A 24433-nucleotide genomic window follows, 5' to 3' on the forward strand; every position below is an offset into this window, starting at 1 on the left:
CCACAAGGGCGTATTCTTAGGCTGATTCCACAAAGGGGGCCTTATGAACGCACAAACTCAAAAGGACACTCTTGAAGTCGGCAGAAAGCTTGTTGATTTCTGTAAAAACAACGAGGTCGTGAAAGCGATCGAAACGCTCTATGCTGATGATATCGAAAGTCGTGAAGCCATGGATACTCCAGGCATGCCCGCCGAATCCCATGGTAAGGCAAATGCGTTGAAAAAAAACAAAGAATGGGAAGAACAAATGGAAGTCCATTCAGCTAAAATTGATGGACCATTCCCATCAGGTGATCGATTTGCAGTGCATTTTAATTTCGATACGACTGATAAGAAAACCAACAAACGATGGGCAATGGAGGAAGTGGGTATTTACACGGTGAAAGACGGAAAAATTGTGAAAGAGGAATTTTTCTATACGATGTGATTTCAGGAGTTAGATAATCTTCAAGTCAGCTGCAGTTAGTGACTTAGTCCGCTCAGCTGACTTGGTGTATGGGACTCTTCACGAACTGTGCAATTTGAGTAAAATAAGCACACTAAGAGATATAGGCATGAAAGAGTAAGAAAACCCTTAATTCTTGTTTTAGCCATTCCTGATCCTCCGTGTGGCTTTTGTAATATTGTCGTCCGAAACCTGAATTTTCTCGATGTCTAAATGGGCAAAACTGTTCCTTTATCTCGGATTAATACGCACATCTGTTGAATGCGATTCATGCTCAAGAATTTGGTCCAGTGAGACTGTGGAATTTTGCAGAACTTTTTTACGCTGTTGCCTGGAAACACCACAGGAGACACAGTTTGCTGAAGGCCAAAAAAAAACACCGGGCACGGATGCTCGGTGTTTTTATCAGAAAGTGCTGGAGCAGGTTGCGAGACTAGCGGCAGATCATTTTAGAGATATGATTGCTGTACTCAAAGCCTGAATCGTTTTCATCGTATTCAAAAATTGAATTCGCTTTGCCAAGATCACCTAAAGTCAGCTTCGCCCATTTTTCACTGCGTGAACCCAGCGATCCCACGATAGTTTGAGTTGAAGACTCGGCCAATTGATAAGAGCCGGAATCTGCAGCCCAAACATCAGAATAGTCTTCCGAGTTTTTGGCCTTGGTTTTCTTTGTTTTGAAATCAAAAGAGATTCCGTCATTCAATGAAACTTGCACACTGACTGTGCTGCCGTTCTTGTCGATACCGCTGCAGGAAATTGTTTTTGCGTGACCAACGGTTGCGGTAAGCACAATTGCGCTAATAATAAGTAGACTGGTTTTCATAAACACCTCGATAAAAAGATGCCCCCTTATACGACAATCTCGGATGTCGTGTTGAACTCCGTGCACCTATTGTAAAAGCTCAAAGAGCGTCACAAAAATTGACACCAGGGAGGGGTGCCTAATTTGTCGATTGTTTTGGTAAGTATTTCCCTGTGGGGAGGGGGCTTGTGGCGTCAGCTGCAAAAGAACGGGAAAAGGAGGTTAGGCACGGAAAGTGGATAGAGAGGGCTATCAACCTTTATAAGGAACCATTTATGACTAAGAATTATACAAAAGTTTTGGCAGCTTCGGCATTGATGATGATTTTCGGCGCATCCCAAGGATATGCATCCATGGCGAAAGACAATGCTTTGGAAGCGCAATCTGAAGTTGAAAGTGCATTCGCCAATCTGGATGAAGCTCAAGGTGGTTTCGATGAGTCTGCTGCTGAACTTGAAGGTGCTAAGACAGATTTCAAATCTCGCACGGCTGAACATAAAGAAACGTCTTCCCGTACACGTCGCGAAGTTAAGCGCTTGCAGGCTGAAGCTGCGAAGAACTCCAAACAAACAACCCGTTTGATCAGCGAAACCATCACTTTGCGCAAAGCCATTGATAAGATGGAAACCGAAGAGTCTGCGGCTCGCAATAAACTGGCCCGTGCAACAGAAAAATTGAACAAAGCACAGGCTGACCGTGATCAGTCCCAGGACAGAAAAATGCAATTGTCGGCGGCGATCAATGCTTCAAAAGGTGAAATGGCTCGCACGAGTGCAGCTTTGAAAACGGCACAGGCTAAATTGGCCCGTGCTAAAAATGAAGAGCGTCAGGCTGCTGCGATGTTGAAGCAGACGGATTCACAGTTGGTAAGAGCTCGTGCAAGTTATGAAGTTGAATCCCGCAAGCTTGAGCAACAAACCCGTGCGGCTTTGGCTCAGGCTGATAAGCACAACAGAAAAGCTCAGTTGAATATTGATAAGAAAAAAGACATGCAGGAAAAGCTGAATCAAAAACGTCAAAAGCTAAGCGAAGCCAAAGCAAAGCAACAAAAGGCTTTGGCTCGTTTGGGTAACTTGAACTAAGTTATTTTAAGGACTTTTGAAATTCGGAATCGATTTTTTTGTAGGTTCCGTTTTCGATAATCTTTTTTAGTCCCGATTCAAAGATGGCGGCATATTTTGCGCCATCTTTGTGTTTTTTAGAGAAGTTGATATACAAAGCATCGCGGGAAACTTTCCCCAGAGACTTTACTTTCCCTTTAAGTTCGGGATTGTCATTCAGGATTCTTTCCCCAGTCAAACCCCACAGAACCGCATAATCAATTCTTCCCGCAGCCAGCTTTTGTATTTGGGATTTTTCAGTGGGACCGTCCTCGGTTAGAATCTTTTTGTTCTGCAAAAACGACGTCGGATAAGTATAACCAACAGTAGTGCCCACTTTTTTACCTTCAAGGTCTTTAAGAGAAACAGGGGAGCCATTCGCGGGTCCATAGATATGCATTTCCGCCTTAAAAAGTGGCGTCGAGTGAAATACGTAGCGATCCTGGGTGTTTTCGTTGATCAGAGTGTCAAAACAACCCAGAGATTTTCCGGTGTCGACTTCCTTCATGCAGCGTGCAAAGGGCATCGGGCGTAAGACAGCCGTCACACCCTGTGACTTAAAAGCAGCACGAATAATATCAGGAGCCAATCCTTGCAGGTCCCTATAATCTTTCGTAGCGGAAGAGTACGGTGCCCAGTCATCCTCGCCATTGAGGTGAATGGTTTCTGCGCCCACGGCGAGTGTAGATAAAACAATAAGAGTTCCGGCAATCCACTGAAGCAATAACATTTATTCAGGTTACAACAGGATGTGTAGTAATTATACAACTATTTAATTACTGAGGCTTATACGAGTTATCATCAGCTTTATAACAGATGTACAAGCAGTGTACTTCGTAATAGGATGCCGGCCATGGATTCAGAAAATTCAAAAAATCGCCCGGTTTATATTCCCTATTCAGGAACATTTCTATTGGATATCTCCCTGCTCAACAAGGGGAGTGCGTTTTCTCTCGACGAACGCTCGAATCTGAATCTTCATGGATTGCTTCCCGATCAAGTGGAGACAATCGAAGAACAGGCATCCCGTGCTTACAGCCAGTTCAAGGTGATTAAAAACAATCTGGATCGCCACGTTTTTCTGCGAAATCTGCAAGATACCAACGAAACTCTTTTCTACTATCTGGTGGTCAATCACATCACAGAAATGCTGCCAGTTATCTATACTCCAGTTGTTGGCGAAGCCTGTGAGCACTTTTCTGAAATCTATCGCGCGCACCGTGGATTGTTTATTTCCTACCCACAGCGTGACCGCATTGACGAGATGCTTCGCAACGTGACCAAGCAAAAAGTGAAAGTGATCGTCGTGACTGACGGCGAACGCATCCTGGGTTTGGGAGATCAGGGTATTGGCGGGATGGGGATTCCAATTGGAAAACTGTCCCTGTATACCGCATGTGGCGGAGTAAGCCCTGCCTACACTTTGCCGGTGGTTCTGGATGTCGGGACAAACAATCAGCAACTGATCAATGACCCGCTTTATATGGGTTGGAGACACCCGCGCATTTCAGGCGAAGAGTATTATGCCTTCGTTGATGCTTTCATCGAAGCGGTCAAACGTCGCTGGCCCGATGTGCTTTTGCAATTCGAAGATTTTGCCCAGAAAAATGCTTCACCACTTTTGAAGCGTTACCGTGATGAGCTTTGCTGTTTTAACGATGACATTCAAGGTACTGCCGCAGTTGTTGTCAGCAGTCTGGTTGCTGCCAGTCGTGCAGCAGGCGGGCAGTTGCGCGATCAGCGCGTGGTCTTCTTGGGTGCGGGCTCTGCCGGTTGCGGAATTGCGGAGCAAATTGTGGCCCGCATGAAACTTGAAGGTTTGAGTGATTCTGAAGCACGGGCTCGTGTGTTTATGGTCGATCGTTTCGGTCTTTTGACTGACAAGATGCCAAACCTTTTGGAATTCCAGGCGCCGTTGGTTCAGGTATCTGATAATTTGCAAAGCTGGGGCATGGGTGAAGGTGAGATCTCACTTTTGGAGACAGTCCGCCATGCAAAGCCTACGGTTCTGATCGGGGCTTCGGCACAACCAGGGTTGTTCACAGAAGAGATCATTCGCTTGATGCACTCCAATTGCCCACGTCCGATTGTGATGCCTTTGTCGAATCCGACGTCGCGTGTGGAAGCCTTGCCGGAAGATATCATCCGTTGGACCGAAGGTGCGGCATTGGTGGCGACGGGAAGTCCCTTTGCCCCGGTGGCTTTCGGCGAAAAGATTTTTCCAATTGCTCAATGTAACAACTCCTATATTTTCCCAGGAGTGGGTTTAGGCGTGATTGCATCGGGGGCCCGTCGTGTGACGGACCTGATGCTAATGGCAGCCAGCGAGGCCTTGGCGGAGTGCTCACCTATGGCCACCAAAGGCGATGGCGTGTTGCTGCCGGAGCTAAAAGATATCTCCAATGTGTCCCGAAAAATTGCTTTCGAAGTTGGCAAAGCGGCGCAGTCTGATGGCGTGGCCATCACGATTTCGGACGAAGAACTGCTGGCAGCGATTGACAAGAATTTTTGGAAGCCAGAGTATCGCGTTTATCGCCATAGGGCTGCGACTTAAAAGTTTGCTGGCGGCGAGCGGCTAAAAGTTCGACGTTTTACAAAAACCAGAAATCTCGCACAAATGCCAGTAAACTGATCTCTATGATTCAGGATCTTTGGCACACGTTTCCCCGCACTTTGGTTGAAAGAATTAATTCCTTGCTGGATGAGGCAGAGCCCAATCCAGCCAAGGCCTTTCAGCTGTATAAAACCTGCCAGGGTGAAAATTTGTGGAATGATACTTTCGAAAAATTTCAGAAAAAGCTGAATTCATTTTATCAACTTCCGAAACACGATCGAAGAAAAAGCGTCATGGATCAGATGTTGAATGCACCGATGTCTTCTGTGTCCTTTGAAGAATTTCATCTGAATTTTAGAAACGGCCTGGTCGAAAACCGCTCTTTGATGTCTTTGGCCAGCTGGACTCATCACCTTCTGCGCGTGGGTGGCAAGTACACCAGTGTGGTGATTGCCGAAGACGTGATTACGAAAACCTTGAACTACATCACTCATCCACCTCTTTTTGAAAAGGCTTCGAATATTGATTTCGATGATTTCTGTGAGGCCTGGAAAAAAACGGTGTTCAAGCTGTATGGAAAAAACCATGATGCAGAATTAACCCGTATTGTTGGCGAGCTGCAATTGTTGCACACGCAATTGATTCAGGAAGAAAGCCAGCGCCATGAGCGACCGGTTTTTGTGCCCGGAATTTATCTGACTCAAACGGAAATCAGTTGGACCATGGCGGTGCTGGAAGCGGCCCAGGAAAATCTGGAAATGCCCAAGTATCCATTGTCCAAAGGGCCACAAAAGCCGCGCTTGATTGAGCTATTACGGGTCGTGCAGCTTTATAAGATCGTGCAAAACACAAAGTTGCCTGAATTCGTGCAACACCGTGAGCGCATTCGTGCCACAATTCTGGATCGTTGCGAGAGTCTGCTTGCTGACAAAGCCAGCTAATCCACGCCCTGGGGCGTTATCGCCTGAAGTCATTTATTCCCCTAATCTAGATCCTGTGCTCTAGTTCCGAGTGATATTTGCTATTAAAAGCAGGGGGAATCGTGACTAAAAAGTCCGCGCGCAAACACTTGTCGCCAAGAACACAGGCCATCCACGGGGAAGCACTTTCCAAGTCCTGGGAGTTCTCTCATCACTTGATTCCACCGATGACGGCATCGACGACTTTCCGTTTGGGATCATTGGGGCGTGGGGCCGAGGGCTTTAGCAGCTTTGCCGGGGCTTCCAAGGACAATCCGATCTGGATCTATGATCGTCTGGAAGAGCCGACAACAAAAATGCTGGAAGACCAGCTCGCTGTTTTGGAAAAAGGCGAAAGTGCAGTTACCTTTGGTAGCGGCATGGGAGCAATTTCTTCGACGTTGATGACTTTGATGAAACATGGTCAGCGAGTTGTAGCGCATAAAACTTTATACGGTTGCACTTACAGTTTGATTACCAACTGGTTGCCACGTTTGGGTGTTGAACATTCTTTGATTGATGTGAACAACTTCAAAGTTCTGGAAAAGGAACTTAGCAATCCGCAAACGCGCGTGGTGTATTTTGAATCGGTATCCAATCCTATTTTGGAAATCGCCGATCTGGAAAAGATCACGGCCCTGGTGAAAGCGGCCAATAAAAAACGTAAAGCTGACGATCGTATCTACACCGTGGTGGACAATACTTTTGCAACTCCTTGGTCACTTCGTCCTATCGAATGGGGCGTGGATTTTGTGATTCAAAGTTTGACCAAGAATATTTCAGGATTTGGTACCGAGATGGGCGGAGCAGTTATCGCTCCCAAAACATTCGAAGGAATGCTGCGAGTGGCACGTAAGGATTTTGGTGCGATCATTCATCCTTACTCCGCTTGGCACATTATGGTTTACGGACTTTCCACGCAGGCGATTCGTTTTGAGCAACAGCAGGCGACGGCTTTGAAAGTGGCGCAATTCCTGGAAAAACATCCCAAGGTAGAGTCAGTTACTTACCCGGGTCTGAAATCACATACTCAGTACAAACTGGCTCGTAAGTATTTGAAGTCGCCAGAGGGGAAATTCTGTCCGGGCACGATGATTTCTTTCAACGTCAAAGGGGATATGAAACGTTGTCAGAAGTTTGTCGATGATATCGCGCAAAATTCCTATTCGATCACATTGGCTGTGTCCTTAGGTCTGACTAAAACTCTGATCGAGGTTCCGGGGTTCATGACTCACTCGGCGATTCCTGAAGACAAGCGTGGGGAGAGTAAGATTGATCCTCGTGCTATTCGTTTGAGTATTGGGCTTGAGAGTGCTTCAGACATTATCTCTGACATCCAGGATGCTCTAAAAAGAATTTAAAAAATTACTATTGACGGGGCTTTTTGTTTCCTACATAAAGCTCACCACAAGCTAGGGGTGCTTTCGTGCATAGTGCATGAAGGCTGAGAAATACCCTTTGAACCTGACTGAGATAATGCTCGCGCAGGGAAGTCGTTAGAACAGCCAACGTGGCTTTGTTTTGTCGTATTTCCCTGGGTAAAGGAAATGCGATGGGAAAATGTTCCGCTCTTAATCTAATCTTTAAAATTAAATTCCTGATGTTGTTTTCAGCCACGGCTGTGGCTCAGATTTCATCGACACAGGCACAGACGATTTCATTAGACCCTGTATTTGTGGAAGAGGATTCTGGCAGCGATGTTTCCTTGTTGGGCTTTCAAGGCTTTGAACTGCGCGAGATTCCGGTCAGTGCGCAGAATTACTCTGAGAAATCCTTAGAGCAGAATCAGGTGCGTCGGTTGGCAGATCTGACGACTCTCGAGGCGTCTTTGAGTGACAGTTACAATGCCACTGGTTACTGGGATATGGTGGCTGTGCGTGGTTATACTTTGGATAACCGGAATAATTTTCGTCGTAATGGTCTTCCTGTTAATGTGGAGACTTCGATTCCTGTTGAGAATAAATCTGGGATTCTTGTTTTAAAGGGACTGGCTGGTGTTCAGTCCGGGGTTAGTAGTCCTGGTGGTTTGATTAACTACGAAACTAAGAAGGCAACTTCTGAAATGTTGCGCGAGTTTTCTTTTTCGCTTTCGGATTCTGGTGGTCTTTTGGCGGCGGCAGATGTTGGGGATGCTTTGACGGAGCGTTCTGGTTTTCGAATTAATCTGGCTCAGGAACATCTTTCTCCTCATTTGAAAGATGCTAAAGGTGATCGCACTCTGGTTGCTGGTGCTTTTAGTGTTCGTGTGGGATCGGGAGGGTTGTTGGATGCTGAACTTGAGTCGTCGCATCGAGCTCAGCCCAGTCAGCCGGGAATGAGTCTTCTGGGAAGCAATCTTCCGAATGTGGCTGATCCTAATATCAATTTGAATAATCAAACGTGGAGTCAGCCGGTGGGCTTTGAGGCACTTTCTGGCAGTCTTCGTTATGTGCAGGCTGTGAATGAAGATTTGGAATGGAGTCTTGCGTTTGGAGTGCAGTCTTTAAAGAACGATGACTACTTGGCGTATCCTTATGGATGTACCAAGGAAGGTGTTTTTGATCGCTATTGTTCAGATGGGACTTTTGATTTTTATGACTATCGCAGTGAAAACGAACTTCGCGACACCGAGGCGGTGCGTACCGGACTGGGTGGCAAAGCTTCTTTTGGGGATGTAAAGCACAACTGGAATCTGGCATTGATGGGTTGGAAAACCCGCGAAGGATATCAGCGCCAGGCTTATAATCTGGTCGGGGAAGGAAATGTCGATGGCACCACGACGGTTCCTGCGAATCCTACTTTGAATGATGAAAGTACGAATCGGGATTCGAAAAATCTGCAGTTCGCTGTTACTGACGCCATGGAGCTTGGGAATTGGACAGGGTGGCTAGGAGCCAGCTGGAATGGAATTAATCGTAGTTCTGTTAGAACAGATGGCAGTCGAGCGACGGATTTCTATCAGTCCTTTATTTTGCCTTGGGCTGCACTTTCCTATCAGTGGAATCGCGACTTGATGATTTATGGAAGTTATTCGGAGGGCATGGAGGCTTATGTTGTTCCAAATCGCAATTCGTATAGCAACCCTGGCGAGTACCTGCCTGATGTGCGGTCTCGTCAGTACGAATTAGGTGTGCGTGGCGGGCAAAGTCTTAAATGGAATGCGGCAGTGTTCGATATTAATCGTCCTCTGGTAACCGATCAAGCACCGCTATATCAGGTGGATGGTGAGGATCATCACTTGGGGCTTGAAGTTGAGCTGCGGGGAAAATGCATTCAGTGTGAGTGGTATGTAGCGGCTATGCTCTTGGAAGCCCGCCGTGAAAACAGCTCAGTGGCAGCTGGTTTGAATGGTAAAGCACCCGTGAATGTTCCAAAGCAGACAGTGCGTTCCGGAATTGAATATCATCTGAATTCCCTGTGGTCGTTAAAAGGACGGGGAGTGTTTGAGGGTGAACGTGCAGTGACAGCAGATAACTCCATCGTGATTCCGGGTTGGATTCGCTGGGATGCGGGAGTGGGCTTTGGAAAAAAACTGGGAAGCGTGCCTTTCGAGGCCCAACTTATTGTCGAGAATTTGCTGGATAGTAAGTATTGGAGAGAGTCGCCAACTCAGTACGGGCATATGTATCTGTATCCCGGGTCGGATCGCACAGTGATTTTGAATATGCAGGCGACGCTTTAAGAAAAAGGACGGGGAGTACCCGTCCTTTCTTGGTTTAATTAGTTTCCAGCGTTGGCACTGGCCATGTGATCGCTCTTGCCTGACTTCTCCTCTACCGGAGAGATTAGGTTAAATTTCTGATCAAACGTATCAAGCATCCCCACCAACTCACTCAGTGAGCCTGTGCTGGACTTCATGCCGCCCATCACTGCTCCAAAATCTGCTGAAGACATGGCATAAGTCGCATCATACTTATCCCCGGGCATCGCTTTTCTAACGTGCAAAACCGAATTGTTCAATTCCAGTGTTTGTTTTTCTTTGGAATTATTCAGGGTTAATCCAATTTTCATGGATTTACCTGCCGCTTTTTCCGGGTTTAAGCGCAGACCGGTATAGTCGATCAGCATTGCCAATGGCAAAGTACGAGTATCTACAAATGGTGTCGCTTCTCCTGGTGCACGGCCTCTCAATTCGGCTGCGCCCGACAGATAGACATCTCTCCATGGACCACTCTCCGCCTGGAAGCCCAACTGTTCCAAGGCTGCAGCTTGAAGCTGTCGCGCATCTTTGTTGTTGGGTTCTGCATAAACCAGATGATTCACCAACTCGGCGGTCCAGCGATAGTCCCCTTTGTCGAAGGATTCACGCCCCAATTTCAGAACCTTGGAGGCTCCACCCATCGCGGAAATGTAGCGTTTGGCCGATTCCGTACGTGGATGTTTGTGCAGAGTTGCCGGATTCCCATTGTAAAAACCCAGATACAGTTGATAAGTCGCTTTTACGTTGTGATTCAGTGAACCGTAGTATCCGCGATTGTAAAACTCTTTGGCCAAAGTGTCGGGAAGTCTGATTTTTTCTGCGATCTCTTCAGCATCATAACCTTGATTTGCCAGTCGCAAAGTCTGGTCGTTGATAAATTTGTACATGTCTCTTTGCTTGGTGATGTGCTCGACAACTTTTGCATTACCCCAGCGTGGCCAGTGATGTGATGCAAAGCTAACGTCGGCTTTTGATCCGAACATATCCAGTGTGGTGTTCAGTGCATTCGACCAAACATTGGGGCTTCGCACTTTGGCTCCACGCAAAGTGTATAGGTTGTGCATGGTGGATGTTGCATCTTCAGATAAACACAGAGCTTTCATTTGCGGGAAATAGAAAAGCATTTCCGAAGGAGCTTCCGTTCCCGGAGCCATTTGGAAAACGATTTCGACTCCATCGACCGTCAGTTTTTCGCCGGTTTTTGTGATGGTTTTGTTCGGCGGAATCAGGCCGGTCGTTCCCAAAGAGGTTCCTGGTCCAAGACCTGTACCTAAATTTCCAATAGGGGAATTCTGCAAAGTCCGGCCATACATGTAGTCAGCTCTGCGACCCATTGCATTTCCGGCGTAAAGGTTTTCGCTGACCGCCTCTTCCATGAAGCCTTCGGGTGCAATGACTTGCACCTTTTTGGATTTCGCATCTGCTTCGCTGATAACGCCAGCCGCACCTCCGAAGTGATCCACATGGCTATGAGTGTAGATCAGCGCTTTAACCGGTCGCTTACCCAATTTATCGTTGGCTAGTTTCAGTCCGGCTGCTGCTGTTTCGTTGGAAATCAGAGGATCGATGATAATCCAACCGGTTTTACCCTCTATCAATGTCATGTTCGACAAATCAAATCCGCGAATTTGATAGATTTTATCGGTGACCTTGTAAAGGCCATGCATACGCGTCAGCTGGGATTGTCGCCAAAGGCTGGGATTCGTAGTATCGGGGACGGAGTCACCTTTTACAAAATCAAAGGCGGCAAGATTATAGACGATTTTTCCCTCGCTGTCTTTAATCATCGGATTATCTAGCGTTGCGATAAATCCTTTTTGCGCAAATTCAAAGTCCTCTTTGTTATTGAAGTCCAGCATTTTAGCGAACTTCTGGTTCTCCCTTTTGGTGTAGTCCGTGGCCTTGCCGTCGGGTAGATCGGCACCATGGCTGACTGAAGTCGCAAATAGAACGGCGAGAGATCCTCGCAACAAACGATTTTTCATTTTCTTTCCTCCTGAGTGTTTAATTGTTTCTGAGAATGACAAGAACCGGAAATGAAGGGTGGACATTGTGTGAAAAATCACCCATAATGTTCGATGCCCTTAGAGTGGGGCGACTGACAAAGGACAAAGCGTGTTTTTAACTCCCCTGAGCCTTCAAAATGTCTCTCAATTGCGTCATCCCAGTGAGCGTGTGCCAGTGGGGGAGCAAAATGAATTTGCTGAAGGTCTGGAGTTAATCGCAGCGGGTGCTTTTGATGGTTATGAGATGCAAACCAACGCATCGGGTACCATGCAGCTTAAAATCTTTATGGATGACCGTAAAGAAGACACCAAATGCTCAGTCAAAGTTTTGCAGGACGAAACATCCGGAGTCCTGGATTTTCGCTGCGACAACTGCGGAACTCGCGGTGACACAAAAATAACTTGTTCACATCAATGGGCGTCTTATGTCGTTCTTTGGCAGGCTTTGACCTTGGAAGACGATGGTGTTCCCTCGGATCCAAGAATCGAAAAGCTTTCAGAAGAATTGCGTGGGCCTCGCCAACATCGACAACAGGGCGCAAGCGCACAATCCGAAACCACGGGTTTTTTACAGTCGGTGACTTTGTATGTTGAGGAAGCTCCTGTTTTACGGGGAGAGACGCTGACTTCACTTTTGAATGAAACGCCAAATCCACACAAATTGCTTGATGTGAATAAGGAGCAGGAAAGCCTGGCTCCGACATTGTGGAATCTTCCGGATGTTTTCAGACGTAAGCTGACCGCCTATTCGGAAAATTATTTTAATGAAGTGAACGAACAAAATCGCATCGCGGGGATGGTTCGCTACAACTTCAGTAACGGGGTGCAGGTCTCAGGCCGCGATATTCTGCGCCACCCGCTGTACAAGAATGTACCCAAAGATCTTTTGCCTCAGCCGCGCAAGCCGGATTCTGCTTTCAATAAATGGCCCCTAACTCTTCAGCGTGATAACTTGTTTATCAGCCAGGCCCTTCGCGAAGTGGAAGAAATCATGCAGGTGGTTTTCTCCAACATAGCCACGAAATTGAATCAAGGGCAGTTGGAAGTTTATATTCAGGGTAAGAATTCGCAGAAGTCATTGCCTGTTCGCTACATTGATTTTGATATGACGCGTGAATTTGAATGGCGGGTCGACTTTCAAGAGAAAGAGACTCTTCTTTCCCAATTCACCCTGACCAGTCCTTCACGAAAAAAACCTTTCGCGTTTTTCGAATCCTTTGCCTTTGAACCTGAAGAAGGGGTTCTGGCAGTTCATCCCTGGTACCGGGAGTGGAGTGAATTTGTTCGAGTGTTGACGGATGTCAGCGAAGACGCTCTCGCATTCAGTCTGAGCTCCGCGGATTATCCTCGTATTGAGATTGAAGGAGAGCTGGAAGCAAAGCGCATGGTCAAACATCTGCGCTCCCGTGGAATTCCTTTGCATATCACCGGCGAAACCAAAGTTTTGGAACCTTCGCAAAGTGTGATGGGTATTTATTTGAACGAAACGGGCAGCTTTTATCTGCAGCACGAAGCCCGGGTCATGGGACAAAAAGATCTGGCCCGTTCCGGTTGGACGGCGCGTGCCTCGTTGTATCTGCATGTGCTTTCGGAAGGCTTGCCCTATTTTCTGGGAGCTGATGCCAAAGATGTGGCGACTCGCGCCCGAGGAAAGCGTGACTGGGATTTAAAATTATTACGACACTTGGGTGTTTTGCAGTATTTGACTCTTGAGATTCTGAATTGGCATTTTGTCGGCGAACTGACGGATGGCCGAATCGTTGAAGAAGATGAAATTTTCAAAATTCTTCAGGAGAATATCCAGGCCATTTTGGTCAGCGGAACCGGGGTGGTCCTGGCCCGCGAAATGTCCTTGAATGAACTTTGCTCCAGAAATGTTCTGGTTTACTTTGATGACTATGTGACTAAAACATTGCAGGCTTTGAAGTCCAGCGAATCGTTTTATTCCGAATCTGGTGAAGTGATTTTGGAAGGTGCTGTCGAGCGCGAGTTCCGCCTGATTTATGAAATGCTGAAACGCCTGGTTGCAACCACAAGTGGTGACACTTTCAAAAAGTCCCGCACTTCCTTTTTGTCTAAAATCTGGAACGGGGACCCGGCACAGGATCCAACATTGCGCACGGGATTGTTTCAATTCCCGAATGTGCGCAAGGAATCGTCGCATACCCATGACACCATTGAATCATTGCAGTCCTTGTTGCCTCATGGATTTAAGATCTACTATAAAGGCCAAATGCTTCAGGAACTTTCCGAAGATGATTTCCAGGTGGACTTCCTTCTTACCAGCGATGCTTCAGAAAAGTATTTCAATTGGTTTGAGCTTAATCCGAAATTTTTCCTGAAAGGTCAGGAGATTGATGCCCAAGCCATGTCTGGATTCGGCGGCGGCGGAGTCATCGAATACGATGGCAAACTGTATCTGGTGCCGAAAAAACAAATGCCAAGCCTGCGCCGTCTGGAAAATTTCTGGCGCAAACTTCAGGGCGGCAAGACGGAAACTAAAACCAAGGGTGGTATTGGCGAGCGGGTTTATAAGTTGCCTCGTCATCAGATTCTGGAGCTTTTGGCTTTGCGCTCTTCCGGGGTTGCCATCCGTGGTGACCATGAATGGATAAAGATTTGTGAATTTTATGATGGCCTTGGTAAAGGTCCGCGCACATTCAACCTGCCAAAAACCATGACTGCGGAACTGAAACCCTATCAGGAATATGGCGTTCAATGGTTGCAGGATTTGTACAATCTGCGACTAGGAGCTTTGCTGGCTGATGATATGGGTCTGGGGAAAACCCTGCAGACTTTAACGTTCCTGGAAGATCTTCGGATCAAAGGGGAGTTGGGCCAGGTTTTGGTTGTGGTTCCTTCCAGTTTGATCTTCAATTGGCAAAGTGAAGTTCAAAAGTTTACACCCGAGCTTCCCTTGGAAGTGTTCTCTAATAAGGACAAGGATCGTCTGGGTAAAAAGTTGTTCACTTCGCAGGATTGTGTCCTGATTACGACCTACGGTCTTTTGATGGAGCACGAAGATTTCCTGGCGCAAGTTCGTTGGAAGACTTTGATCTTCGATGAAGCGCAAAATCTTAAAAATATCACGACGAAAAGAACCAGTGCTGCACGTTCGTTGAATGCCCAGTTTAAAATCTGTCTGACCGGTACTCCGATGGAAAATCATTACGGGGAGTTTTTCTCTTTGGTGGATATTTTGGTGCCGGGCAGTCTGGGTAAGATTGAAGACTTCCGTCGTCAGTTCGTGAATACCGAAATGGTTACACGTGAAGAAATGGATGACCTGAAGCTTAAGATCAAACCGTTACTTTTACGCAGAACCAAAAAAGAAATCCTGGATCAGTTGCCGGAAAAGCAAGAGACCAAGATCAGTGTTGCATTTGAAGACAAGCAAATGGAAATCTATCGCGATATAGCACTTTCTTATAATCAAAAAGTGCAGGAAGCCATCACCACCAATGGCGAAACCAGCGTGCAGTTGCAAATGTTAACAGCACTGCTGCGATTGCGTCAGGCATGTTCAGACCCTGCGGGCTTGCCGAATGTTCGTTACGATAAAGTTCCACCGAAACTTGAAACTTTACTTGAATCCATCAGTGAAATCGTGGAATCCGGTGAAAGTGCACTGGTCTTCACTCAGTTCCTGCAAACTTTGGAACACACGGCGCGCCTGCTTGATAAAGCCGGTGTGCCAGTCTTTGTTCTTCACGGTGGTGTGCCCACAGCCCAACGACAAAAGATCCTGGCCGAGTTCAATGCCACCGCAGGTGGTGCGGTGCTGGTCATGACCTTGAAAACGGGTGGTGTGGGTCTGAATCTGACTAAAGCCAGCTATGTATTCCATCTGGAACCGTGGTGGAATCCATCAGTTGAAAATCAGGCAACCGATCGTGCGCATCGCCTGGGGCAAAGCAAAGCCGTCCAAGTGTTCCGCTACATCATGCATGAATCTTTGGAAGAAAAAATCGAAGTTTTGAAAAACCGCAAAGGTGTAAAATTTCAAAACCTCTTTGGCAATGCAGAATCCGCGGCCGACCTGGGTGGCAACGCCAGTGGTGCGCTTTCCAAAGAAGACTTCGACATCCTTCTTGGTCTTAAATAGAAAAGGGTACTTTGATCTGTACCCTTTTCTTCACTTCAAAATTTTGACTTGGAATTTTTGCGCTTTGATTTTGCCATTGCGAAGGCTGTTTAAAGCATGATTGGCGCTGTCGGTTTTGACCGCCACATAAGAGTACGTGTCATGCATTTCAATTTTTCCGATATCAGCGGCCTTTAAGCCACCGGCAGCACCAGTAAGCGCTCCCAGAACATCACCAGGGCGGATTTTGTTTTTGCGTCCGCCAGAGATCATCAGGGTTTGCATCGGTGCTTGCTTCCATTCCCAGTTCAAGCCGAATTGATTCTTAAAACCCAAGGCAGGTTTTTGAAACTTACGACCCGTGATCTGTTCGATTCCGATGAGTTTCAAAGTATCTCGGGAGGAAATTAAAGTGACGGCAACTCCGGATTTGCCGGCGCGGCCGGTACGTCCAATACGATGCACGTATGTTTCAGGTTGAAGTGGGAAGTCATAATTGATCACTAGTTCCAGATTCTCAATATCCAGTCCTCGCGCGGCCACATCGGTTGCTACCAAAATCTTGACGCTGCCATTTTTAAACATCGCCATGACTCGTTCGCGATCTCTTTGTTCAAGGTCCCCGTGCAGGCACGTGGCACTGGCTTTCAAATCTTGAAAGCGGTCCATCAGATCATTCACAGAATTCTTGGTATTACAGAATACAATGCAGGATTCGGCCTGATGCTGTTGCAGAACGCGCATCAAGTTATCGGCCTTGTTGCCTTCCTCAGAGTCATAAGTGACTTCTTCGATCAGCAAAGATTCAGGGGCTTCCTGAATCGTCACACGTGCGGGATTTTTTTGATAACGACGGCTTAGATCAAGTACGGCTTCAGAAAATGTCGCCGAAAACAGAACGGTCTGTCGTTGTACCGGAAGCTCTTTCATCAGATTTCCGATTTCAACGATAAAGCCCATATCAAACATCTTGTCGGCTTCATCCAAAACAACTGTTTTCACGTCCTCCAGGAAAAGACGCCCTCGAGTGGCTAAATCCAGAATACGTCCCGGAGTACCTACAACGATCTGCACGCCTTTTTCAAGTTCCTGCTGTTGCTCGCGTCCTGTCTGGGCGCCACCAGTCAGGGACATGGTCTGCAGACCTTCCAGCTTTCTACCTAAACGACGAACTTCCGTCAGAACCTGGGTTGCCAACTCGCGGGTTGGACAGATGATGACGGCTTGGACAGTTTTTTGATTCAGTTCAATTTGATTGAGGATCGGCAGAATAAAAGCGGCCGTTTTTCCGCTGCCGGTTTTGGATTGGCCAATCAGATCTTTGCCGGTCAGAAGGGCAGGTATGCTTTGCTCTTGAATAGGTGTCATCGATTGAAATCCCAGCTCTTGGACAACGGCCAATAGCTCAGGTTTCAAATTCAGGTTTGAAAATGCGTTCGTGGTATTCAATGAAAGCTCCCGGATTGGGAGCCAATATAGCAGAACTACCCGGAAATTCCTAGTTTTGTAGGTTGCTTAAGGCCTGAAGCCAAGGGCTCGTAATCTTTGACAATTGCACGACGCTTTCGGCCGGCAAGTGTGGAGCCAGTTCCGTCAAGGCAACCAAAGTGGCCACTTTTTGAGGGAAATCCAGTTTTGTCCCATCGCCATTCACGTAGAATTGCTCCTCAGTGCTGAAAAGCTGTTTGTTCATAGCGTAGTAGATTTCCTGCGCACTCCAAAGGTAGGCATCAATCTTAGTCAGCTTCCAGGCTGCCAGCAGTGCGCGAATGGCATAGGCTTGCTCGTAAGCGCGATAAGGAACCAGATTGGAGCGTTTAAATTCTTTTAGAATGTATTGCGACTGAACCAAAGATTCATCATTCACCAATTGATTGGAAATGAAATTAGCCAACGACAAAATCAACAATTTGACGTCTTTGCGACCTTCCAGCAACTCGTCCAGATTGGATCTGCCCGAGGCGTCTTTTTCAGTCAGAATAGTGGACTTGGTATTTTCAACACCTTCAGTGGCATTCAGGAATTCGGCCAAAGCCAAAAGGAATTTTGAGACATCCACGGAACGTACGATGTTTGATTTTACACCGTCTTTCATGTCGACGATGCCGCCCATGATGGCTGTTTCACTGCTGGCTGCATATTGGTCAGCCCAGATAATATTATTATCCAAGGTCACCAGGAAAACCGGGGTGGCTTTTTTAGTGATGTCTTTCAAAAGAACGGCGATATCACCGACATTCAAGGCAAAGAACATGTCTTTAGGGAAAAGGGTGCGCTTCAATTCGGCAGAGTTCAGATGAGGCACCAGCTCCTGCGCCTTGATCGGGCTCAGGTACTTGTCAAAGCTGCTGACTTTCCAGTCGGCCGTGATCTTCAGCATGTGGCTTAAGCCCTCGATTTGTTCAGCAAAGTAAGCTGCTGAAAAATCCTTGGCATAATCCATTCCTGGATTCACGTGAAAAGGATCCTGCAAAGTGACCTTGTCTGGAATGCGATAGGAAAGAGTGGTTTCAGACAGACGCATCAGATCCAGCGGCTGTTTGACTTTCTCAACAGGGGACAGCAAAGCCGGAATCAGGCGATCATTGATGTCACGATATCCACCGATAGTGATCAGCTTATTGACCTGTGAAAGAGCCGTTTGCAAACCCAGGTCTGCATCATCAGTATGTTCCATCAAAAGGGAACGAGCCATGATAGAAGAGCCCGCAGTATTCGCCTGCAGGACTGCTGGAGAACCCAGGCTTGCTATGGAGAGAGGAGTCGCTTTGGAAAGATTCAACTGCACTGTGGTTGTTTCAAAACCAGCAACCATGCCTTCGTATTTCGTTAACTTCTTTTGCGACCACGTTTGCAAAAGTTTACGAACGTAGGGTTCGTAATTGTTTTGCACTTCGCGCAATTGCACAGACTTCTTATCAATACCAGTGTCGATGTTGTCGGCAAAGATACCCGGAATATCGCGAATAAAGGTCAACGCAAATTGCTCTACGAAAGTGACCAGGTAAGTTCGAGCTGCATCGTTGATCAGATTGCGGATCTTCAAAACACCAAATTTTTCGATTTTTGGCAGGATGAAAACCTTCTTGGCAATACCGTCAATAAGACCACCGTTACAACCGCGCGTGCGCAGACATTGCAATTCCTTTTCGTCCTGGCGGCGCAGGAACTTGTAAAGTTCCTCATTGGCAGAAGCAAAGTATTCGCTGCGCTCATCCGGAGTCAGCATTTTCCAGACATCAATCAAAACTGTCAGGGCGCCCTGGGAATCACGAATACTGTCTACACCCTGGCCAACCAACAAGCCTTGATTCAGCTGCTGATTTGTTTCCTGATCCAAAGCCACTTCGAAATCGACAATCAAACTTTGAATCAGCTTCAGATTAAATAAGAAACTGGTGGAGTGATAGAACTTGTCTGTGAATTCGGCGATCTTTGCGAAGTACGGTTTGGTTTGCAAAGTGATCTCAGTGCGCAGACCGTCTTCCACCGGAGGCGTCAGTCCTAAAAGGTGAAGCTGCCCAAGGAAGTGCTCAGTGAAGTACTCCACTTGTTTGATCAGAACATCAACACGCACCGGACGGGTGGCCCAAGCATATTCTTTGCCCATTTTTAAAAGGTGAGCGCGCAATACGGATTTGGCTCTTACCAGATCTTCAAGAACCGCTTCCAAAGTTTCAGTCACTTCAGCTCGGGTTTGTGCTGTTGCCAAGGCCGCATAAGGGGCTTGTGCCAAAGCTTGATAGGATGCGGTCTTCGGCTGAGCATAGAATTTCTTGATCCAGGCAATACCTTTTTCACGAAGTTTTGAGTTCTGAGTCAGTATGCCAAGGTTATGGATGTTCTGAGCCTGACGGAAAAAATTGGAAGTCGAAACTTCGCCTGTCCAATTAACATCAAGCTTGGTGACGTCGGATTCGCGCAGGCGCTCGCGCAAATTCACATCAGAATAGCGAGGACCGAAAGTTTGGATACCGCCGCCCAAGTTGGGTGTTTGAACTTTTGGAGCACAGGCTGTCAGCAGTAGGGTCGTCGACAGAAAAATACGCATTGTTTTTTTCATACGACTCCCTTTAGAAGAAAAGCATCAGGTTTAGTTCCTGAGCCAGTTGACGTTCAACGTTGACACCGTAAGCGTAGTCAGAAACTTCCAAGGATGCAATCATCGGAAGCAAAGATTTCTTTTTAAAATACGAACTCACAGTAGAGTAAATAATCTGCGCTTTTACTTTGTGATAGTTGGACTGCGTATTCCTAGAGAGCAGGTCATAGCGCAAGCCCCGTGTTCCCTGATAAGAATCGGCCTCTTTATTGGCGAATTCGTAACCCGTGCCGAAACTCAATTCATCATTCAGATCGTAAAACAGGTTGCCACCGGCAATTTGCGAATTTCCGATCTGGCGAGTGATACCTTCTTTGTTAGCAGCGTCAGGAAGCGTGTCATCGGGATTTGAGGGAACGCGCTCTGTGACCTGATCGGGAACATTTAGAATGTAAGAGACAAAAGGCACGGCTGTGAATTTGGAAAACTTGTACGAATATGCAACCGTGTTATTTACATTTGTGCGGCCGAAATTATTTAACGCGGCAAGATTGTCGCAATCATAAGCCGGGCCTGTGGGTAAATTCACCTGAGCCTGATAGATCAACGCTGTTTTCTTATCATCAAAAAATTTGTAGACACTGACCAACTGAACGTCACCCACGAAGGAGCTATTTTGGTCTGTCAGTTTTTTGTAGCCCTTTGTCGCCAGGGTTTCGTTGGTGGCTTTGCCCAAATCCGTTGCCAGGGCTTGATCCAATTCGGGGTTAATCCCGGAGAACTGCTTACGGTAGTACTCGATATTTGAAAACTGTTGGGATAGCGACAGCTTGTTGGTGTAGTTCACAAAAGGAACGCCCATTCCCAGAGTCCACTTTGCCGTGATTCCATGGGCAAATACGGGCGCGAAATAGTTCACATGGGGCTTGGTTTCCACACGCAATACACCCAGGTTTAACTTATCCCCCAGTTTTGCGCCCCCGAATTTGTTTAAAGCGTTTATAAGCTTTTGGGCGTCAGCATTGAATTTTTGCAGGGTCTGAGCGTCGAAGTTAACGGATTTATAGTCCCCCAATTTGACCAGGGTTCCGTCCTCTGTATATCTTTCACTGATGCCGTCAAGATTTCCATATCGGAACGAAGGGCTGCTGATTCCTGCCGGTAGAGTCTCCGTGGATAGCAGGGCCCAAGCGCGTTTGGCGCTAAAAAGGAAGCTACTGGCTATCAGAATCAGTACGACTGCTTTCACGTTTTCTCCGCGAGTTTTTTCGTTCTCTGACTTATAGCCGATATGCGTAAAAATGTCTCGCATTTGATTAAGTGCTCTAGTGGTTTTGTTTACGATTTCTTTGTAATCCCATTCGTTCACTGCGGGTGTTCGATCCAGTGGTAAAAAAGTTAGATTTCTGCTAGAGTGCCCGCACTATGACCACGACATTGAAGGTATTTCTTTCAGACAGTTTTCACCCCCATTTGAATTTGGCGACGGAAGAATGGATTTTCCATAATCTGGATCCATCCAGTCAGATTTTATTCCTATGGAGAAATGAAGAAACCGTGGTCATCGGTCGCAATCAAAATCCATGGTCCGAGTGCAATCTGGCGCAGATGAAAAACGATAGCGTGCATTTGGCTCGCAGGACGACGGGTGGAGGGGCTGTTTTTCACGACTTGGGAAACACCAACTTCACATTTCTATCCCCTAAAGAGGGGTATCGTCGCGAAAACAATGTGCAGATTATTTTTGATGCGCTTAAAGAATTCGGAATCACTGGCGAGGCTTCAGGACGTAATGACCTGATGGTGCCATTTCATGATGGTCCACGAAAATTCAGCGGCAGTGCTTACCGGGAAAAAAAGGATCGCGCCTTCCATCATGGAACTTTGCTGTTGCATGCGGATCTGACCAGATTGGGCAATTACCTGACTCCGAATCCCAAAAAATTGCAATCCAAGGGTAAGGAGTCCGTGCGCGCACGAGTGACAAACCTGAACGAGATCAGCAAGGACATCAATCACGATAAAGTGGTGGATGCCATGGTTCGTTCTTTTGAAAAGTTTTATGGCGCGAAGGCTGAAATCATCATGCTGAACATGGAGAGTCTTCCGAAAATCCAGGAGCTTCAAGAGCAATATGAACGCCTGGCTTCGTGGGACTGGCTGTATGGTTCGACCCTGGAATTCACTCACAAAATGGACGAGTACCTGACTTTGGGTTTCTTCGATTTCCATTTTGTGGTTAAGGATGCGGTGATTCAGGATTTAAAGATTTACACCGATTGCCTGTATCCGGCATTCATTGAAAACACTCAACATGCCTTGATCGGGCAGCACTATAACGGGGACAGTGTGAAGGCGGTTTTCGCCGAAGTTGTTCAGAAGTTCCCGGACCTTGAGCCACAGATCAACGAACTGGAATCGTGGCTTATTAAAAACATCGAAGTATAGGAAAGTGCCATGGTTGAAATTGGCCGTTTGAATAAATTGAAGTCTGTCAAAAGAGCTGAGTTCGGAATGTTTCTGGACGGGGGCGACGATGGTGAAATCCTTTTGCCTCGTCGTTATGTCAGCGATGACATGAATGCGGGGGACGAGATCGAAGTGTTTGTACACTTTGATTCGGAAGACCGTTTGGTGGCAACGACTGAATTGCCAAAGGCAATGGTGGGGGAGTTTGCCCATCTGATGGTTAAGTCGGTAGAAAATGTCGGTGCCTTTCTGGATTGGGGATTGGGTAAGGACCTGTTCCTGCCGTTTGCCGAGCAAACCCGGGATTTGCGAGTGGGCCAAGCCGTGGTGGTTTATCTTTACCTGGATAAGACAGATCGTATTTCTTCGTCAATGCGTCTGGATCGCTATATTTCCAAAGAGGCCGGTGACTACAAAGAAGGCCAGCAAGTGGACTTGTTCGTCGCCGCACAAACGGATTTGGGCTTCAAAGCCATTATCAATGGCAAACATTGGGGCATGATTTATACCAATGAGATTTTCGATCGCCTGGTTCATGGACAAAAGCTGAAAGGCTATATCAAAAAAGTTCGCGACGATGGTAAGATCGATCTTAGTTTGCAAAAGCTGGGGCATCAAAGTTCCGAAGATATCGGACCTTTGATTTTGGAGCGTCTTCGCGAAGAAGGCGGATTCTTGCCGATCAACGACAAGACGTCAGCGGATTTGATTTACGAAATGTTCGGTGTCAGTAAAAAGAAATATAAAATGGCGCTGGGTGACCTTTATAAAAAGCGAATCATCACGGTGAAGGATGACGGGATCTACCTTAATAAGTAGATCCTTCTTCCAGTTTTGCCAGTGAAGGTATTTTTGTCAGTGCTGGAGGGAAGTATTTTCCCTTCTGCAATTCATCACTTGGTCCATAAAATCTAAGCGTCAGATTATAGTTTTCCCCAGCCGGTGTCGGCATCCAGTTTTCCTTCGGAACGCCTTGTGGAAGTTTGTTTGCAAAGTACAGCGTCAACGAACCATCTTCGTTGGGCTTTACACCTGTCTGATTATTGATGATAAACTTATTGTCAGGGTTCGGGATCACCTTAAAGTCTTTCGTATCCACGCAAACAATGCTCCAGAAATATTTTGCGAACTTGTCTGGGGTTTTTCCCTTAGGGAAGGTCATAGCGTAAGTGGTGTTGCCGTTTAGGGCTTCACCTTGAGTGTTCTTGAGTGCTGTGTAGTACACAGCTTCCTTTGAGTTGTTGGCCCAAATTCCACCATAGTTAACAGCCGTTCTGGCTTGATAGTCCGTGCCATAGTTTCCGTGGCGTTTGGCCAGCCCCCAGCCATTTTTATGCTTCTGAATTTTTTCAATCTGGCTGAGAAAGTTTGGAATCGCCTTTTCCTGAACTATTTTGGCGGTGGAGTTGCGGGTTTTTATGTTTTTTGCAACGGCTTCGACAGCCAGGACTTTTCGCTGCAGGCCATTCATGCCAGGATTAATATCTTTTTCAGACGCAAGTAACGCGGAGGCATTGTCAAAAACCTCGATGCCCGGGGGGGATTTATGATCAAAGGAAACGACTTTAGGGGCCTCTGCAATCGCCGGTTTTCCGGTAGGATACATCTTGAGCTGTCGCTGCAATTCAGTTGATTGTTTTGGATCAGCACCCAGCTCGACCCGAGCGAGGACACGGGATTTTTTCGAGGGCAGTATGACTTTCTCGACATCAGGGGGTAACTGCACATTGGCGTCTTTCAAACACATAGCGAACTTACCTGAAGGATGTTTCGGAAAGTTGCGCTCGTTAATGTTGGCGGTGGTTTCGCCCCAGCCGTTTAAGAATTGAATCGTATAATAACGGCCTTTTATTTCCGGGACTTCCACGATCGTACAGCTGTTTTCGTCAATTGCAACCCAGGCTTCACTATAGGCGACATCCAGATTCGGGTTAGCCCATTGGACGCCACCGGGCTCGCGATGTTTGATCTCGTTCCATTTAAAGCCTTCGGTGGCAAAATCCAGGTTCTCTTGTCTTAGAATCAGAACTCGTCCCATAAGGTATTGGTAAGCATCTACAACTTCTTTGTTAGAAATATTCTTCAATTCACGTGCCTGAAGGGGAAGGCAAGATATGGATAAGGCGATCATTGTTATGCATTTGGCAGGACTCATGGTTATGCTCCTTCAACAGTATTTCGTCAGTCTAAGTGACGCTTACAAAGGGTGTATACTTGATTATTGGCACGCGGTAAGCATGCGGTCTGGTCTATCGGAAAGAGTTTGATAAAGATGTTAGAAGCAAGGAGG

The 24433-nt window shown here is 46.9% G+C and carries 16 protein-coding genes and 1 riboswitch; of the genes, 9 read left to right on the top strand and 7 right to left on the bottom strand.

Annotated elements, in window-relative coordinates; all coding sequences use genetic code 11:
* Positions 1–43 precede the first annotated feature (43 nt).
* Positions 44–427 carry a SnoaL-like domain-containing protein gene (locus tag ACLVWU_RS06450; protein WP_413578166.1) on the top strand — a complete coding sequence of 128 codons (384 nt, stop codon included), beginning with the start codon at positions 44–46 and terminating at the stop codon, positions 425–427.
* Positions 428–878: 451 nt separating this feature from the next.
* Here the strand turns inward: ACLVWU_RS06450 and ACLVWU_RS06455 are convergent, their stop codons facing one another.
* Complete coding sequence (locus tag ACLVWU_RS06455; RefSeq protein WP_413578167.1) at positions 879–1271, bottom strand: hypothetical protein; 393 nt, start codon at positions 1269–1271, stop codon at positions 879–881.
* A 254-nt stretch (positions 1272–1525) separates the two neighbouring features.
* Between ACLVWU_RS06455 and ACLVWU_RS06460 the strand changes: the two genes are divergently transcribed.
* Positions 1526–2332: a hypothetical protein gene (locus tag ACLVWU_RS06460; protein WP_413578168.1), complete on the top strand. Its 807-nt coding sequence runs from the start codon at positions 1526–1528 to the stop codon at positions 2330–2332.
* Between the two features lies 1 nt (position 2333).
* Here ACLVWU_RS06460 and ACLVWU_RS06465 read toward each other — a convergent pair whose 3' ends face one another.
* The gene (locus ACLVWU_RS06465; RefSeq protein WP_413578169.1) at positions 2334–3080 is read right to left on the bottom strand and encodes a substrate-binding periplasmic protein; all 747 of its coding nucleotides are present in this window, start codon (positions 3078–3080) and stop codon (positions 2334–2336) included.
* A 123-nt stretch (positions 3081–3203) separates the two neighbouring features.
* Between ACLVWU_RS06465 and ACLVWU_RS06470 the strand changes: the two genes are divergently transcribed.
* From ACLVWU_RS06470 to ACLVWU_RS06485, 4 genes are all read left to right on the top strand, one after another.
* On the top strand, positions 3204–4904 hold the full coding sequence (locus tag ACLVWU_RS06470) for an NAD-dependent malic enzyme (RefSeq protein WP_413578170.1): 1701 nt from the start codon (positions 3204–3206) through the stop codon (positions 4902–4904).
* Positions 4905–4987: 83 nt separating this feature from the next.
* Positions 4988–5845: a hypothetical protein gene (locus tag ACLVWU_RS06475; protein ID WP_413578171.1), complete on the top strand. Its 858-nt coding sequence runs from the start codon at positions 4988–4990 to the stop codon at positions 5843–5845.
* A 101-nt stretch (positions 5846–5946) separates the two neighbouring features.
* Positions 5947–7224, top strand: coding sequence for a trans-sulfuration enzyme family protein (locus ACLVWU_RS06480; RefSeq protein ID WP_413578172.1), 1278 nt, complete (start codon positions 5947–5949; stop codon positions 7222–7224).
* 43 nt (positions 7225–7267) lie between these two features.
* A riboswitch (TPP riboswitch) is annotated at positions 7268–7371 on the top strand.
* A 44-nt stretch (positions 7372–7415) separates the two neighbouring features.
* On the top strand, positions 7416–9524 hold the full coding sequence (locus tag ACLVWU_RS06485) for a TonB-dependent siderophore receptor (RefSeq protein ID WP_413578173.1): 2109 nt from the start codon (positions 7416–7418) through the stop codon (positions 9522–9524).
* 38 nt (positions 9525–9562) lie between these two features.
* Here the strand turns inward: ACLVWU_RS06485 and ACLVWU_RS06490 are convergent, their stop codons facing one another.
* Positions 9563–11527 carry an alkyl/aryl-sulfatase gene (locus ACLVWU_RS06490; RefSeq protein WP_413578174.1) on the bottom strand — a complete coding sequence of 655 codons (1965 nt, stop codon included), beginning with the start codon at positions 11525–11527 and terminating at the stop codon, positions 9563–9565.
* Positions 11528–11657: 130 nt separating this feature from the next.
* Between ACLVWU_RS06490 and ACLVWU_RS06495 the strand changes: the two genes are divergently transcribed.
* Positions 11658–15653, top strand: a complete 3996-nt coding sequence (locus ACLVWU_RS06495; RefSeq protein ID WP_413578175.1) for a DEAD/DEAH box helicase — start codon at positions 11658–11660, stop codon at positions 15651–15653.
* A 30-nt stretch (positions 15654–15683) separates the two neighbouring features.
* On the opposite strand, the gene dbpA is transcribed toward ACLVWU_RS06495, so the two are convergent.
* Genes dbpA through ACLVWU_RS06510 form a run of 3 tightly spaced genes read right to left on the bottom strand, consistent with a single transcriptional unit; the run spans position 15684 to position 20923 of the window.
* Entirely contained in the window at positions 15684–17081 is a 1398-nt protein-coding gene (gene dbpA, locus ACLVWU_RS06500; RefSeq protein ID WP_413578176.1) for an ATP-dependent RNA helicase DbpA, read from the bottom strand.
* Between the two features lie 49 nt (positions 17082–17130).
* On the bottom strand, positions 17131–19695 hold the full coding sequence (locus tag ACLVWU_RS06505) for a hypothetical protein (RefSeq protein ID WP_413578177.1): 2565 nt from the start codon (positions 19693–19695) through the stop codon (positions 17131–17133).
* A gap of 10 nt (positions 19696–19705) precedes the next feature.
* Positions 19706–20923, bottom strand: a complete 1218-nt coding sequence (locus tag ACLVWU_RS06510) for a hypothetical protein (RefSeq protein WP_413578178.1) — start codon at positions 20921–20923, stop codon at positions 19706–19708.
* A 176-nt stretch (positions 20924–21099) separates the two neighbouring features.
* Here ACLVWU_RS06510 and ACLVWU_RS06515 point away from each other — a divergent pair, with 176 nt between their 5' ends.
* Together ACLVWU_RS06515 and ACLVWU_RS06520 are read left to right on the top strand one after the other, a co-directional pair.
* Positions 21100–22122 (top strand): lipoate--protein ligase, encoded by a 1023-nt coding sequence (locus ACLVWU_RS06515; RefSeq protein ID WP_413578179.1) that lies wholly within the window; start codon positions 21100–21102, stop codon positions 22120–22122.
* 9 nt (positions 22123–22131) lie between these two features.
* Complete coding sequence (locus tag ACLVWU_RS06520) at positions 22132–22962, top strand: S1 RNA-binding domain-containing protein (RefSeq protein ID WP_413578180.1); 831 nt, start codon at positions 22132–22134, stop codon at positions 22960–22962.
* Here the strand turns inward: ACLVWU_RS06520 and ACLVWU_RS06525 are convergent.
* Positions 22952–24298, bottom strand: a complete 1347-nt coding sequence (locus ACLVWU_RS06525; protein ID WP_413578181.1) for a DUF1214 domain-containing protein — start codon at positions 24296–24298, stop codon at positions 22952–22954. The genes ACLVWU_RS06520 and ACLVWU_RS06525 overlap by 11 nt on opposite strands.
* Positions 24299–24433: the final 135 nt, after the last annotated feature.

Source organism: Bdellovibrio sp. HCB290, from assembly GCF_047305925.1.
In the GTDB taxonomy this organism is placed as follows: Bacteria; Bdellovibrionota; Bdellovibrionia; order Bdellovibrionales; family Bdellovibrionaceae; genus Bdellovibrio.

Coding starts and splice junctions, on each gene's coding strand:
- ACLVWU_RS06490 (WP_413578174.1), bottom strand. CDS start 11,527: ATGAAAAATCGTTTGTTGCGAGGATCTCTCGCCGTTCTATTTGCGACT.
- ACLVWU_RS06455 (WP_413578167.1), bottom strand. CDS start 1,271: ATGAAAACCAGTCTACTTATTATTAGCGCAATTGTGCTTACCGCAACC.
- ACLVWU_RS06520 (WP_413578180.1), top strand. CDS start 22,132: ATGGTTGAAATTGGCCGTTTGAATAAATTGAAGTCTGTCAAAAGAGCT.
- ACLVWU_RS06475 (WP_413578171.1), top strand. CDS start 4,988: ATGATTCAGGATCTTTGGCACACGTTTCCCCGCACTTTGGTTGAAAGA.
- ACLVWU_RS06525 (WP_413578181.1), bottom strand. CDS start 24,298: ATGAGTCCTGCCAAATGCATAACAATGATCGCCTTATCCATATCTTGC.
- ACLVWU_RS06505 (WP_413578177.1), bottom strand. CDS start 19,695: ATGAAAAAAACAATGCGTATTTTTCTGTCGACGACCCTACTGCTGACA.
- ACLVWU_RS06485 (WP_413578173.1), top strand. CDS start 7,416: ATGGGAAAATGTTCCGCTCTTAATCTAATCTTTAAAATTAAATTCCTG.
- ACLVWU_RS06460 (WP_413578168.1), top strand. CDS start 1,526: ATGACTAAGAATTATACAAAAGTTTTGGCAGCTTCGGCATTGATGATG.
- ACLVWU_RS06465 (WP_413578169.1), bottom strand. CDS start 3,080: ATGTTATTGCTTCAGTGGATTGCCGGAACTCTTATTGTTTTATCTACA.
- ACLVWU_RS06515 (WP_413578179.1), top strand. CDS start 21,100: ATGACCACGACATTGAAGGTATTTCTTTCAGACAGTTTTCACCCCCAT.
- ACLVWU_RS06470 (WP_413578170.1), top strand. CDS start 3,204: ATGGATTCAGAAAATTCAAAAAATCGCCCGGTTTATATTCCCTATTCA.
- ACLVWU_RS06450 (WP_413578166.1), top strand. CDS start 44: ATGAACGCACAAACTCAAAAGGACACTCTTGAAGTCGGCAGAAAGCTT.